Source organism: Corallococcus sp. RDP092CA (assembly GCF_041903675.1).
Taxonomy (GTDB): Bacteria; Myxococcota; Myxococcia; order Myxococcales; family Myxococcaceae; genus Corallococcus.
In genome coordinates, this window is record NZ_JAYESI010000004.1 from 40,440 (window position 1) to 53,911 (window position 13,472).

The window sequence follows — 13,472 nt, forward strand, 5'->3', positions numbered from 1 at the left end:
CCACACGCCATGAAGAAGACGCTCATCATCGCCGGTACCGCCGTCGTCGCCGTCACCCTGCTCACCGGCTTCGGCTTCGGCCGCCATCACCGCGGCGCGCCCGACCCGGAGCGCATCCACCAGATGGTCACCTGGAAGCTGGATGACAAGCTGGATGACCTGAACGCCACCGAGGCCCAGCGCTCCTCCATCCACGCCGTGAAGGACCGCCTCTTCAGCGACGGCCAGGCGCTCATGAAGGACCAGCAGGCCGCCCGCTCCGAGGCCGTCACCCAGCTGGCGTCCGACACGCCCGACGCCGCGAAGCTCCACGCCCTGGTCGACGCGCGCATCGACGCCGCTCGCGCCTTCGCCCACAAGGCCGTGGATGCCGTGCTCGAGGTCCACCGCACGCTCACCCCCGCCCAGCGCCAGGAGCTGGTCAGCGACTTCCGCGAGCGCGCCGGCGAGAAGTAACGCCCGCCCACGGTGCGCGCGGAATGACACATTCCGCGGCGCCCCCGGAACCTGCCGTGGGCAGGGCTGACGCGCGCGGTTATGGTCGGACGGTGGACTACACCGACTACGCTCGACGCATCCGCTCCCACGCCTCCCTGGGGGAGCTCTCTGAATACGGCCAGGTGCACGAAGGGGGGCGCGACTATCCCCTCTTCCGCCTCATCGTCCCGGGCGACCGCTGGCTCGTCATCACGTCCGGCTTCCATGGGGAGGAGCCCGCCGGTCCGCTGACGCTCGCGAGGCACCTGCCGGACGTCGTCGCGTACGCGAAGTCGAAGGGCGTGGGCCTGCGCGTCTACCCGTGCATCAACCCCTCCGGCTTCGAGGACGGCACCCGCTACAACCGCAGCGGCGAGAAGCCCAACAACGACTTCATGCGCTACGAGGTCGCCCCCGGCGAGTGGCGCGGCGAGCTCGTGGGCGACCCGTCCATCCTCCGCTGGGCCCTGTACGACGGCGGCCCCAAGGAGACGCGCGCGGTGAGAGGCGACCTGGCGCGCTTCCCCGCCCCGGACGCCGCGCTCGACATCCACCAGGACAACTACCTGGGCGGCGTCGCCACCTATGCGTATGCCTTCGGCGACAAGGCCGCCTACCTCCCGATGCTGGAGGCCTCCGCCGCGCACGCCACCGTGGTGACGAGCCGCAAGGTGGATGACCACGCCTACGCCGACGAGCACGGCCTCGTCCTCTTCCACGACGGCAGCGTCACCGACTGGTACATGCGCCAGGGCGTGCCCTACACCGCCGCGCTGGAGACCACCACGCCCACGCCGCAGGACGCGTGCGACGCCGTGAACCTCATCTGGATCCGCGGCTTCATCGACCTGGCCGCGCGTGGAGAGGGCCCCACCCGATGATTCAACGTCCCCTGGGAAAGAGTGGCCTCACCGTGTCCGCGCTCGGCTTCGGCGCGGGGCCGTTGGGCAACGAAGCGCTGAGCGACGCGGACGCGGAGGCGCTCCTCAACGGCGTGCTCGACGCGGGCATCACCCTCATCGACACCGCGCCCAGCTACGGCGTGTCCGAGGAGCGCATCGGCCGGTTCCTCGGCTCGCGCCGCCGCGAGTTCGTGCTGTCCACCAAGTGCGGCTACGGCGTGCCCGGCGTGGAGGACTGGACGCCCGAGTGCATCACGCGCGGCGTGGACCTGGCGCTCCAGCGCCTGCGCACGGACGTGCTGGACGTGCTGCACCTCCACTCGTGTCCGCCGGACGTGCTCCTCCGCCCGGGGCTCATCGAGGCGCTCACCCGCGCGGTGGAGGCGGGCAAGGTGCGCGCCGCCGCGTACTCGGGCGACAACGCCGGGCTGGACGCCGCGCTGGAGACGGGCGCGTTCGCCGTGGTGCAGACGTCCGTGAACCTCTTCGACCAGCGCTCGCTGGACCATGGCGTGGCGAAGGCCCGCGAGCGCGGCGTCGGCGTCATCGCCAAGCGCCCCCTGGCCAACGCGCCCTGGCGCTTCCCGGGGCGCCCCTACGCGCACGACGTGGGCGAGTACTGGCAACGGATGCAGCGCATGGCGCTCCCGACGGACGGCCTGGAGTGGCCGGAGCTGGCGCTGCGCTTCACCGCGTTCGCGCCGGGCGTGGCCACCTGCATCGTGGGCACCACGCGGCTGGACAACCTGCGCGCCAACGCGCGCACCCTGGAGCAGGGGCCCCTCCCGGACCCCACCGTCCAGGCCATCCGGGACGCCTTCCGTCGCCATGACAACGGTTGGGATGGCGTCATCTGACGCAGCCCGCCAGTCCGAGGTTCCGTCCTCCAGCGAAGATTTCAGCGCTGGCAACTGTGCAGGACCGACGTTTGTCTCGTCCAAACGGGCCGGGTGCTAGGCCTCGGGGCCGTGGCAACCATCCGATCCATGAACGTGATGCCAGAGTCTCAGAAGGATGGAGACGCGGTGGAGCTGCACCCCACGGCGCTGGATCTGAACCAGGTGGAGCCCACGCCGCAGGTGGCGAACTGGCTGCGCATGCGCGCGAGCCAGTGGCTCACCACGGCGCAGAAGGACTTCAACGCGGCGGTCTTCGAGCGGGACGGCTCGGACGCCTCGCTCGACCGCTACGCGGACGCCCGCGCCGAGCTGGACTCCGCGGAGGCTTGGGCCCTGCGCGTCGCCGAGTTCGTGGCGCAGGTGCGTTAGGTCGTCGCGGTGTCGATGGGTGTCGGACGCTCGCGCTCCGCCTCCGCCGGAGCCCCGGGAGAAGCTCCGGCAGCAGGGCGGCGCTCAGCGCCCCACGCCCATGCGCGTCCACAGCTCCAGCAGCGTGCGCAGCACGGACGCGTCCGGCACGTCCGCCGCGGGCGGCACGTCCACGCGGATGCCCTGCGCCGCCAGCCGCGTGAAGGGGTTGTCCGCGCCCGGCGTCTTCAGCGGCACGGAGGGGTCCGCCGGCCGGAAGCCGAACGCCAGCGCCCGGGCCTGCACCTCCGGGCTTCGCAGGAAGGACACCCACTCCAGCGCCGCCTCGCGCTGCTCGGGCGTCACCCAGTCCGCCTGTAGCACCGCCGCCGGATGGTCGCTCCACAGCGTCACCGGCGGATAGTCCACCCGCAGCTGGCCCCACCGCCCCTCGGCGTTGCCCAGCTGCGCGATGGCCAGGCTCTCGTACACCACCGCCAGGTCGTAGCGGGACGGGCCGTAGCGCACCAGGTCCGTCATGAACGTGCCCGTGGACGGCTCGAAGCGCGTGACGCCCCGCTCCAGCCCCTGGAGCCACGCCTGGTAGGCCGGCTCCAGCAGCTCCCCTTCCTCCACGCCCGCGCGGCGGCCCAGGTACTCCAGCGTCGCGGACAGGAGCGCCTGGAGGCCGGAGTTGGACTTCGTGGGGTCCGTGTGGCCCAGCTTCACGAAGCCCCACTCCGGCGGGCCGCCCACCGCGGGCCAGCCCCGGCCGCTCGCCACCGCGCGCTGGAGCGTCTTCCACGACAGGGCCGCGCCCCCGCCCGCCTTGCGCAGCACGTCCATCCGGTCCCGCCAGCCCACGAACACCAGCGGCGTAATCACCAGCGGCTGCGGCGCGGCGTCCCCCCGCGTGGCGAACAGCGGCCCGTGCGAGTCGTCCGTCGCCCAGTCCGCCGCGAGCATGCGCAGCACGGCGCTGTCCGCCGGGCTCCACACCGTGGGCCGCTGACGCCCCTCCAGGATGGCCCGCGCCGCCTCCAGCGAGCCCTGCCCCTCCAGCGTCACCCGCACGTGCGGGTGCGTCCGCTCGAAGTCCGCGAGCGCCGCCTCCACCCACGCCCGCTTCTCCGTGCTGTAGAGGAACGTGATGTCCGTCACCCGCTTGCGCGACGGGAGCGGCGAGGCCTCCGGCTCCGGCGCCTCCGGGCGGGGCGCCTCCGGGGCCGCCAGCAGGTAGAACACCCCCAGCGCCGCGGCCAGCACGCCAATGAGGAGGAGGATCCGGGCCTTCATTCCCCCCCTCGTACCCTGGGCCGCCGGCCTGGAAAGCCCGGCGGTGCTTTTGTCACAACCCTGTCACTCACGGCTTCTCCCCAGGCCGCTCCCCGTCCAGGAACCCGTCCAATGGGTTGTTTGTCCTCATAGGGGTGGCACAATGGCCCAGATGAGGACACTGGCACGAAGCATCGCGCTCCTGGGACTGGGAGCGGTGTTCGGGGGCTGCGCGGCGAAGCAGCCCCCTCCCGTCCAGCACTACGCGCTGGGCATGTCCCGGGCGGAGTATCGGGATTACACGGGGGCGAAGGCGAGCCCCTGCGACGCGGAGCCGCGCTGGTTCCAGGACGAGCTGACCGCCGTGAACGGCCTGTTGGCGCGCTTCGTCAAGGAGACGGAGCAGGCCCTGGACCCGGAGGCGCTGGAGCACGCGAAGCACCTGGCCCTGCTGGAGGAGGGGCTGCGCACGCTGCCCCCGGTCCTGAAGGTCCACGAGGACAACCTGCGGGCGCTGAAGGACTGCGGCTTCCGGCGCTCGGGGGCGTTCCCGGACCTGGCCCAGCGCGGCGCGGAGCTGCTGACGGAGGCGCGGGGCCGGATGGCGCTGGCGCCCCAGATCCAGGCGGCCGCGGCGCTGCGCCAGGCCCAGAAGCAGTGGCGCGAGCAGGGCGCGGAGCGCGAGGCGAAGGCCAAGGACACCTGGTGCCCGAAGCCCCCCAAGGTGGGGCAGCCGGACCTCTTCTTCGCGCGGCAGTCCCCGGAAGGGGGGCGCATCGAGTGGTTCTTCTGCGACGGCCACGTCGTGGAGAAGTCCGGCGACGCGGAGCCCACGCTGCTGAGCCCCGAGGGGCTGTCGAAGTGGGAGCGCCGGCGCATCCAGCCGAAGAAGTACCTGGACGCGGCGCTGGCCTACCCGCCGGAGGAGGTGGACCGCCAGCCCACGGCCGCCACCCTCCAGAAGGCCGCCACGTCCGCAGGCGGCAGCGCGGCGGAAGGCGCCCCCTAGGAAGAGGCGTGCCGCGCGGGCCTCCGCCGTCACGCTCCCAGCCGGGCGAGCCGCTTCGACAGGTGCGCGTCCTGGCCCGCGTCCACACCGCCCACGAAGGCAGCCAGGGACTGGCCCACGCCGGACAGGTGGGCCTCCACGTGCGGCTTGAGCGCGGCCCAGCGCTTCGTCCACGCGTCCTCGGAGCCGTCGCGAAGGTCGGGGCGCTCGGTGAGGAGCGCCGTCACGCGCAGCGCCAGCTCCGGGTCGTTGAGCGACCGCGCGGCGGCCACGCCCGACGGCACCGAGCCCGCGGGCGCGGCCTTCCACAGCTCCGTCGCGCGCTGGAAGGCCGCCACGTCCACCTGGGACAGGAGCCCCAGCGCGTGGCGCACCGGCAGCCGGCCCTCCGCCTTGGGCCCCACCACGTGCGCCATCAGGGCCGCGAAGGGGGCGGCCAGGGACGGGTGCGCCGCGGGGTCCACGCCGCCCAGGGCGCGGAGCGCGTGGCGGGCCTTGCGCGCGAGCCGCGTCACCTTCCAGCTGGGCCCCTTGAGCTTCGACTGGAGCAGCGCGAGCGCGGACGCGGCGGCGGCCACGGCCTCCGGGCCGGGCGTAGCGGGGGCCACCCGGCGCGGCAGCACGAGCGCGGGGGCCGGCGGCGCGGCGGCCTTCGGGGGCGGCGCGGGCGGGGCCTCGCCGGAGGTCACCTCGGCGTAGCCCTCGCGCACCTTCTCCGCGACCTTCTTGTTGTACTCGCGCAGGGCGGCCTCCTCGTCCGGGAAGACCTTCTCCTTGCGCTGCCCCGCGGTGCCGATACGGCCGTAGGTGACGATGAAGGTGGCGCCCTGGAGCTCGGGCATCCAGAACTTGGAGCTGTTGCCGTCGACGAATTCGAACCTGCGCATGGCCGCGGAGGTTACTCCACCTTCGTGGCCAGCGCGCGCAGTCCCTCCTCGCGCGACACGTGGCCCGTGTAGCCCAGCTCCTGCCGGGCCTTCGCGTCGCTGACCGTCACCTCCTGGCCCACGAGCAGCAGCTCCGTGCGCGACAGGGGCGGCGTGCTCTTGAGGCCCAGCAGGTCCCAGACGAAGTCGCCGACCACGGCCGCCGTCGCGGCCAGCGCGGTGGGCAGGGACCTGTCGCCGGGCTCCACGCCCTGCGTCTTCAGGAGCGCGGTGACGAAGGCGCGGAACTCCACGGGCGGGCCGTCGGTGAGGAAGTACACCTGCCCGCCCTGCCCCTTCTCCGCGGCCAGGAGCAGGCCCTCCACGGCGTTCTCCACGTGGCAGGTGGACGTCAGGTAGTGCCCGCCGCCAATCCAGCGGAAGCGCCCGGCCTTCACCGCGGCGACCAGCTGCGGCAGCACCGTGGTGTCCCCCGGTCCCCAGACCAGCCGGGGCCGCACGGCGACGGTGGTGAGCTCCGGCGAGTTGACCTGGAGCACGCGCCGCTCGGCCTCGCCCTTGGTGGACGGGTACGGGCCCACGGGGCGCTGGGGCAGCGGGCGCGTTTCGTGGAGGTTCGCCATGGGGCCGCCGTCCACGAGCACGGCCTCCGTGCTCACGTGCACGAAGCGCTTCACGTCCGCCGCGCGCGCCGCCTCCAGCACGGCCTCCGTGCCGCGCACGTTGGTCTCATAGAAGGCCGCGCGGGGGCCGGACATCTTCACGTGCGCGGCGGCGTGGAAGACGGTGTCACAGCCCTCCATGCCCAGGCGCAGGCGCTCCGCGTCGGTGAGGTCGCCCTCCCAGGGCTCGCCGCCCGCGGCCTGGATGGCCCGCGCGGCCTCCGGCGAGCGGGCCAGCGCGCGCGCCGGCTCGCCTCGCTTCGCGAGCGCCGCGAGCAGGTGCTTCCCGACGAACCCCGAGCCACCGGTGACGAACGCGCGCACGTGTGAAGCCTCCTCCGTCCGAGGACGCCGCTCCTACCACTCCCGCCGCGGGCCGGGTAGTCCGCGCCCGCGCGTCAGAACATGTCGCGCAGCGAGGGGGCGGGGCCCGCGAACAGGGCGCTGGCCGCGTCGAGCGAGGCGTCGTCCGCGGTCAGCATGCCGGCGAGCTGGAGCGCGCGGGGCGTGAGGAAGCCGGTGTAGAGCGGGGCCAGGGCGCGCACGTGCAGCTTCAGGTGTCCCTCGCCTCCGGGCCGGACGCGGGCGACTCCGTCCTCCACCTCCAGCACGAAGCGCCCCTGGTTCTCCGGGAGGAGGTCGTCCTCCACGTCCAGGTGGAGCGCGCCGGACAGGCCGGGGGTGAAGCCACGCGCCTCCAGGGCCTGGGGGACGTTCAGCAGGCGCGTCATCCAGTGCATGGAGAGCTTCACCTGGTAGGTCTGTTCGCGCAGCAGCGCGAGGAGCGGCTCGTCCGCGCCGCCGAACCACATCACGTCCTGCGCCAGCGAGCGGTGGTCGCCGAGGAAGCGCAGCAGCCGGCGCGCGGCGGCGGGCGTGGTGGCGACGAGGTCCGTGAGCTTCAGGACCTGCCGGGGCACGGCGCCCTGGGGCGAGAGGCTGCGCACGAGGTACACGTAGCCCTCCACGCCCGAGGCCCCCTCGACGACGTAGCCGTAGGCGGTGTCGTTGCGCGGCGAGCGCACGCGCCGCCAGATGTAGCCTCCGCGGTCCAGCCAGCCGTGGTGCCGGGCGGCGAAGCGCCGGTAGCACGCCTCCACCGCCGCGTCGTCGTCCGGGCGCAGGGGGCGCAGGGACAGCGAGCGTTCGCCCAGCTCCAGCGCGGCCGCGTCGACGTGGATTTCATGGCGCGCGCCGGCGACCTCGTAGCCCACGCGGCGGTAGAGCGGCTGGGTCGCGGGGTAGAGGACGGAGAGGGGGGCGCCCTCGTCGCGCATCTCGCGCAGGAAGCGGTGGAAGAGGCGGGTGGCGGCGCCGGCGCCCCGGTGGGCGGGAGCGACGCCCACGCCGCCCACGCCGATGAGGGGCACGGAGCGACCGCCCAGGAACTGACCCATGCGGATGAGGGTGAGCGTGGCGGCCACGTCGCCGTTCACGCGCAGGATGCGCAGGGAGGACTCGGAGAAGTTCTTGCGCACCACGGCCTCGGAGTCCGCGAGCGGCATGGCGAACGCCTGCGTGGTGATGTCCGCGATGGCGGCCAGTTCCTCTTCATCCCTCGGCGGTCCGTAGGCGTCCGTCTCCATCCCGCATCCCCTTGCTGGCGTCAGGCGGCGCAGCATGGCGCAGCGGATGGAGGCCAGGGAAGGCCGGGCGGAGCCGCTGTCGCTTCGTGGGCTTCGGGGCTGGCGGCGGGCCCGGGTTCTATACTTCGACGAACCGCCCCCCCACGATGCCGGTCCGTTCCAGGGCCTCCTTGAGGTGGCCAGCGACGATGATGGGCAGGAGGTATCCCCAGGGGCGGAAGACACCGGCGTCCCCCACCCTCGACGTGTCGATGCGCAGGCCGGAGACGACGTGGTACTCCCCCACCTTGTCGGGCCGTCCGTCCTCGGTCGTCCAGAGCCGCGCCTCTTCACAGGCGGCATCGTCGATACAGCGGATCACACGCATCACATTGAGCAGGGAGAAGGGCTCGGACTGCCCCTGGACGTCCACCGGGAAGAGCTGCACGTCATTCGGGGCCAGCTCGCGGAACACGGACGCGATGCGCGCGCTGACGATCGGCGTCCCAGCCACCGTCGTCTTGTCGAAGTCCAGCGTCTGACCGGGACGAGACAGCGGCACCCGCAGCGGCCCGGGGGCCGTGATGGGCTTCCCAGAGACGAACGCCCAGATGTCCGGAACCGTCTTCCCATCCAGGTCCGTGGGCTCCCGCAGATACCAGCGACCCGGAACATCGATGTCGAGGTCGAGCTCGAAGAAGCGTCGCGGCATGGTGGCTACCCCTGTGGGTTCTTCGTGACGAGCTTCCGCAGCCGGGTCCCCGCAGTCATGAGCTCTTTCGCGATCCTCGCCAGTTCATCAACCAATGCGGCCCTGCACTGCCCGGCGTCCTGGCATCCTTGAATGGCAAGTCGAGCCGGCGCAGCACCTCTGCATGGTACTCGCGAGGATGCGGTCCCCGATGCCCCTGGATGCGCACCTGATTCGCGACATCGGAGAGTTTCAGTCCAGCGCTCTGGAAGAGGTCTTCGAAGATGGGCGTCCAGGGACCGCCTGACTGCTCCGATACCTCGTTCTTGTCCGTGCAGATGTGATGCACCTCTCCATCAGGATCGCCCTGGATTCCGCCCCCAGGCCCCATGGCCACGGCCGCCACGGCCGTGGGAGCCAACGTGACGTTGAGCACTCCCGCAGACGACACGGAAATGGACCGCACCTCGCCGGCCAGTGCCCGAGACAACTGGAACCCACCCTCGACCTCCGCCCTCAGCGCCGCCTGCCGGAAGCCCGGCATCCGTGGCCCATGCGCGGCCATCGCGCTCCGGCCCCCGAGCGCCGTCATCGCGACGAGGACCAGCACCCGGGCTCCGTTGTCTCCCAGCACACGCCCGAAGCGATGCCCCGCCTCATTGAGGGCGGCCACGTCCCGCGCGTCCCGCGACTCCGCCATGAGCCGCAAGAAGGCCTGCCCCATGTTCCACACAGGCCCTGTGCCCAGATATGCGATGAGCGAGGCCGTCAGCACCACCGCGACCAGCTTGGTGATGGGCTCTGGCGCGACCAGCATCACCATCGCGGTGCCAATCATCGTCGTGACCATGGCCCGAAGCGCTGCGGGGTCCAGCAGGTCCTCCATCGCGTCCCAGACCGTATCGAGCGCGAAGGAGAGCGCCAGCATCCGCCGCTCCATTGGGTCCAGGGGGACGCCATCCGTCAAGCGGAGCGCCTGCCGACCTCGAACGCCATCGACGATGCCGCCCGCCGACGCGAGCAGGGAGTACCGGCCCTCCTCCCGAAACGCGACGTCCAGCTTCAGCTCGAGCACCAGTTGCGCGACCGCGTCCCGGAACGCCTCCTCGTCGATCCGGACCGGCTTCGTCTCCACCGGCGTATAGGCGATGGACCTGCCCCGCCCCGTGTCGAGGTGCACCACGCGCGTCGTCGCGCAGCCAGCCGTCAAGCACAGCAGCAAGGCCATCGCCCAGAGCTTCATGTGCCCTCCGCGACTCACGGATCCGACCTCACGTCCTGGCCAGTGCGGTTCTCCACGTGCACCTCGCTCAGCGCCCGCGTGGGCCCCGTGGCCTGGAGCCACAGCGCGACCCCGGCGGCGAGCGTCAGGACCGACCCCAGCCCCCACAGGATTCCCATGGCACCTCCCTCGGCTGCCGTGCGGACAACGGGCCCCGTCGTTCTAGCAGGTGCCTCCACGCCCCCGGCGCCAAGGACCGGACATCAGGCGGAAGCGAAAGGAGCCGGATTCCCTGGCTCCATCGCCACCGGATTCCCAGAAACGCTCGCCGCCGGCCCCCGCTCCTCGCCCGGCGTGCCTGGGCCCCTGGCTGTCGCGAGTCCCCGCCTGCTCCACCGCCTGCCACACGGGCGCCGGGCCCGCGCAGTGACCCCAAGCCGGGATGACGCAACGAAGACGACGCGTTCTCCACGCTGGGTGTGAGCTTCCGCCCTGCTCGGAAGCCCGGTGCCCCAGCAGGGTTGGATGGTGGATGGATCCACCTTGACGTTCCTCCCCGGAGCCCCCCTACCGTGCGTTACGCTGGACAATCTATGAGGAGCCCCCTGGACGACAGCCAGCCCCCTGCGTCCGCCAGCGGCGGCGACATCGCGTATGCGAGTCCCCAAGCGCCCCGCGACCCGAGCGCCCAGCTGCGCCTGTTCATCGACAGCGTGAAGGACTACGCCATCCTGACGCTGGACCCGGCGGGCCACATCATGAGCTGGAACACCGGCGCCGAGCGCATCAAGGGCTACACGTCCGCGGAGATCCTCGGCCAGCACTTCAGCCGCTTCTACCCGCCCGAGGACGTGGCCGCCGGCAAGCCCCAGCAGGACCTGGAGGTCGTCAACCGCGAGGGCCGCCTGGAGGAAGAGGGCTGGCGCGTCCGCAAGGACCTCAGCCTCTTCTGGGCCAACGTCGTCATCACCGCGATGCACGACCCGCAGGGCCAGCTCGTGGGCTACGGCCACGTGACGCGCGACTTCACCGAGCGCAAGCTCGTCCAGGAGCGCCTGCGGGAGAGCGAGGAGCGCTTCCGCCTGCTCGTCGAGCACATCCAGGACTACGCCATCTACATGCTCGACGCCGACGGCCGCGTCTCCACGTGGAACGCCGGCGCCGAGCGCATCAAGGGCTACACGTCCGCGGAGATCCTCGGCCAGCACTACAGCCGCTTCTTCCCCCCGGAGGACGTGGCGCGGGGCAAGCCCTGGCACGCCCTCCAGGTGGCCGCCCGCGAGGGCCACTTCGAGGAGGAGGCCTGGCGCGTCCGCAAGGACGGCAGCCTCTTCTGGGCCAGCGCCGTCATCACCGCCATGTTCGACCCGCAGGGCAAGCTCCGGGGCTTCGCCAAGGTGACGCGCGACATCACCCAGCGCAAGCAGACCCAGGAGCGGCGCGAGCTGGAGCTCTTGCGCGACGCCGTGCGCGCCCGCGACGAGTTCCTCTCCGTCGCCTCGCACGAGCTGAAGACGCCGCTCACCCCGTTGCAGCTCAAGCTCACGGCCCTGCTGCGCACCGTGGAGAACGACCCCTCCGCCACCCTGCCCGTGGAGCGCATCGCCCGGGACCTGGAGGTGGCCCGCCGGCAGGTGCGCAAGCTGTCCGACCTCATCGAGGACCTGCTGGACGTGTCGCGCATCAGCATGGGCCAGCTGCGGCTGGACCGGGCGCCCATGGACCTGGCCGCGCTCACGCGGGAGGTGGTGGCCCGCTACGCGCCCCAGTCCGCGCAGGTGGGCTGCGCCGTCACGCTGGACGCCACCACCCCCATCGAGGGCATCTGGGACCGCGCCCGGGTGGACCAGGTGGTCACCAACCTGCTCACCAACGCCCTCAAGTACGGCGCGGGCAAGCCCATCCACCTCCGCGTGCGGATGGACTCGGGGCTCGCCGTGCTGAGCGTGCGCGACGAGGGCATCGGCATCCCGCACGAGGACCAGCCCCGCGTCTTCGAGCGCTTCGTGCGCGCGGTCTCCGAGCGCAACTACGGCGGCCTGGGGCTGGGCCTCTTCATCACCCAGCAGATCGTCGAGGCCCACGGCGGCATCGTCCAGGTGCGCAGCATCCCCGGCCAGGGCGCGACCTTCACCGTGATGCTGCCCCCGGGCCCCATCGCCGAAGCGAACATCACCCCCGCGCCCGACGCTCCTCCCGAGCCGTGACGATGTAGCCCGCCCGGGGCTGGATGCCGTCCAGCAGCGGCCCCAGCAGCGCCAGCTGATCCGCCGTGGGCGTGCTGGGCGCGGAGCACTCCGGACAGACGCGCCGCACCAGCCGCTGCGCCAGCACCGCGAGCAGCGCCTCCGCGATGTCGCCGTCCTCCAGCTTCAGCCCGCGCAGGCGGCTCACCGCGCCAATGGCGTCCGCCGTGTGCAGCGTGCCCAGCACCACGTGCCCCGTGGACGCCGCCATCAGCGCGGTGCTGCCCGTCTCCAGGTCGCGGATCTCCCCCACCAGCATCACGTTGGGGTCCTGCCGCAAGAGCGCGCGCAGCAGCGTCAGGTGCGGCATCTGCGGCGACACCTGCTTCTGGTTCACCTTGGGGACCACGTACTCGATGGGGTCCTCCGCGGTGATGATCTTCTTGCGCCCGTCGTTGAGCCGCGCCAGCGCCGCGTACAACGTCGTCGTCTTGCCGCTGCCCGTGGGGCCCGTCACCAGCACCAGCCCCTCCGGGTTGCCCAAGAGCCGCAGCGCGGTGGCCTGCACCTCCGGCGTCATCCCCAGCCGCTCCACCGGCACCAGGCCCACCGTGGCGTCCAGCAGGCGGATGACCACGTCCTCGCCCGCCGGGGAGGGCACCACGCTCACGCGGAAGTCCACGAACTTCCGCCCCGCCTCGCTCTCGTGGAGCGCCCGCAGGCGGCCGTCCTGGGGCCGGCGCTTCTCCGCGATGTCCAGCCCCGCCATCACCTTGATGCGGCTCACCACCTCCGGCAGCGAGGCCGGGGAGATGTCCGTGTACATGTGGTGGAGGATGCCGTCGATGCGGTAGCGCAGGTCCACGTCGTCCGTGTAGCTCTCCAGGTGGATGTCGGAGGCCTGCTGCGCCACCGCCACCGCGAGCACGTGGCTCACCAGCTCCACCGCCGTGGGGTGGCGCGACAGCGGCGCGCCCGCCTTCAGCACCACGTCCACCGACGCGGGCGCGCCCGCGCCGAAGCCCACCTCCAGCGCGGAGTCGATTTCGTAGCGGTTGAGCCGCACCGGGCGCACCGGCCGGCACAGGAAGTCCTCGATGCGGCGGCGCACGGACACGTCCTCGGGGTCCAGCATCGCCACCATCACGGCCTCCCTGTCGTTGGCCGCGTCCACCTTCCCCATCACCGCGACGCCCAGGCGCCGGCAGAAGGACTCCGGGAGCAGGCGCAGCGAGTCGCGGTCCAGGGTGAACTGGGGCAGTTCGGAGAACGGGGGCACGTCCGGGAGAGCCATGACCCGCCGGATTATCACGGCGCCCCTCGCGTCCAGCCAGGGCTGCTATCCTCCC

The 13,472-nt window shown here is 72.2% G+C and carries 13 protein-coding genes and 1 pseudogene; 6 read left to right on the forward strand and 8 right to left on the reverse strand.

All coding sequences use genetic code 11. The annotated features are described in order from the left end of the window. Nucleotides 1–9 precede the first annotated feature (9 nt). The 4 genes from U8525_RS06230 (at nt 10) to U8525_RS06245 (ending at nt 2,647) form a co-directional block, all read left to right on the forward strand. A complete protein-coding gene (locus U8525_RS06230) occupies nt 10–456 on the forward strand; it encodes a Spy/CpxP family protein refolding chaperone (protein ID WP_374262399.1) in 447 nt (148 codons plus the stop codon). A gap of 92 nt (nt 457–548) precedes the next feature. Beyond that, nucleotides 549–1,358 (forward strand): hypothetical protein, encoded by an 810-nt coding sequence (locus U8525_RS06235; RefSeq protein WP_374263034.1) that lies wholly within the window; start codon nt 549–551, stop codon nt 1,356–1,358. Next, the gene (locus U8525_RS06240) at nt 1,355–2,236 is read left to right on the forward strand and encodes an aldo/keto reductase (RefSeq protein ID WP_374262402.1); all 882 of its coding nucleotides are present in this window, start codon (nt 1,355–1,357) and stop codon (nt 2,234–2,236) included. The genes U8525_RS06235 and U8525_RS06240 overlap by 4 nt, the downstream gene beginning before the upstream one ends. Before the next feature lie 138 nt (nt 2,237–2,374). Next, complete coding sequence (locus U8525_RS06245; protein WP_374263037.1) at nt 2,375–2,647, forward strand: FruA-associating protein, FapA; 273 nt, start codon at nt 2,375–2,377, stop codon at nt 2,645–2,647. An 84-nt stretch (nt 2,648–2,731) separates the two neighbouring features. Here the strand turns inward: U8525_RS06245 and U8525_RS06250 are convergent, their stop codons facing one another. Next, nucleotides 2,732–3,922 (reverse strand): substrate-binding domain-containing protein, encoded by a 1,191-nt coding sequence (locus tag U8525_RS06250; RefSeq protein WP_374262405.1) that lies wholly within the window; start codon nt 3,920–3,922, stop codon nt 2,732–2,734. Nucleotides 3,923–4,073: 151 nt separating this feature from the next. Between U8525_RS06250 and U8525_RS06255 the strand changes: the two genes are divergently transcribed. Further along, nucleotides 4,074–4,910, forward strand: coding sequence for a hypothetical protein (locus U8525_RS06255; RefSeq protein WP_374262408.1), 837 nt, complete (start codon nt 4,074–4,076; stop codon nt 4,908–4,910). Nucleotides 4,911–4,939: 29 nt separating this feature from the next. Here the strand turns inward: U8525_RS06255 and U8525_RS06260 are convergent, their stop codons facing one another. From U8525_RS06260 to U8525_RS06285, 6 genes and pseudogenes are all read right to left on the reverse strand, one after another. Continuing rightward, nucleotides 4,940–5,797 (reverse strand): WGR domain-containing protein, encoded by an 858-nt coding sequence (locus tag U8525_RS06260; RefSeq protein WP_374262411.1) that lies wholly within the window; start codon nt 5,795–5,797, stop codon nt 4,940–4,942. Between the two features lie 11 nt (nt 5,798–5,808). Then, nucleotides 5,809–6,783: an NAD-dependent epimerase/dehydratase family protein gene (locus U8525_RS06265; RefSeq protein ID WP_374262414.1), complete on the reverse strand. Its 975-nt coding sequence runs from the start codon at nt 6,781–6,783 to the stop codon at nt 5,809–5,811. Between the two features lie 74 nt (nt 6,784–6,857). Then, on the reverse strand, nt 6,858–8,045 hold the full coding sequence (gene eis, locus U8525_RS06270; RefSeq protein ID WP_374262418.1) for an enhanced intracellular survival protein Eis: 1,188 nt from the start codon (nt 8,043–8,045) through the stop codon (nt 6,858–6,860). 118 nt (nt 8,046–8,163) lie between these two features. Next, on the reverse strand, nt 8,164–8,736 hold the full coding sequence (locus tag U8525_RS06275; RefSeq protein ID WP_374262421.1) for an imm11 family protein: 573 nt from the start codon (nt 8,734–8,736) through the stop codon (nt 8,164–8,166). A 5-nt stretch (nt 8,737–8,741) separates the two neighbouring features. Continuing rightward, nucleotides 8,742–9,958, reverse strand: a pseudogene (locus tag U8525_RS06280) (AHH domain-containing protein). Nucleotides 9,959–9,972: 14 nt separating this feature from the next. Then, nucleotides 9,973–10,116, reverse strand: a complete 144-nt coding sequence (locus tag U8525_RS06285) for a hypothetical protein (protein WP_374262424.1) — start codon at nt 10,114–10,116, stop codon at nt 9,973–9,975. A gap of 414 nt (nt 10,117–10,530) precedes the next feature. Between U8525_RS06285 and U8525_RS06290 the strand changes: the two genes are divergently transcribed. Next, on the forward strand, nt 10,531–12,144 hold the full coding sequence (locus U8525_RS06290; RefSeq protein ID WP_374262427.1) for a PAS domain S-box protein: 1,614 nt from the start codon (nt 10,531–10,533) through the stop codon (nt 12,142–12,144). Here the strand turns inward: U8525_RS06290 and U8525_RS06295 are convergent. Beyond that, nucleotides 12,110–13,417, reverse strand: a complete 1,308-nt coding sequence (locus U8525_RS06295; RefSeq protein ID WP_374262429.1) for a GspE/PulE family protein — start codon at nt 13,415–13,417, stop codon at nt 12,110–12,112. The genes U8525_RS06290 and U8525_RS06295 overlap by 35 nt on opposite strands. Nucleotides 13,418–13,472 lie beyond the last annotated feature (55 nt).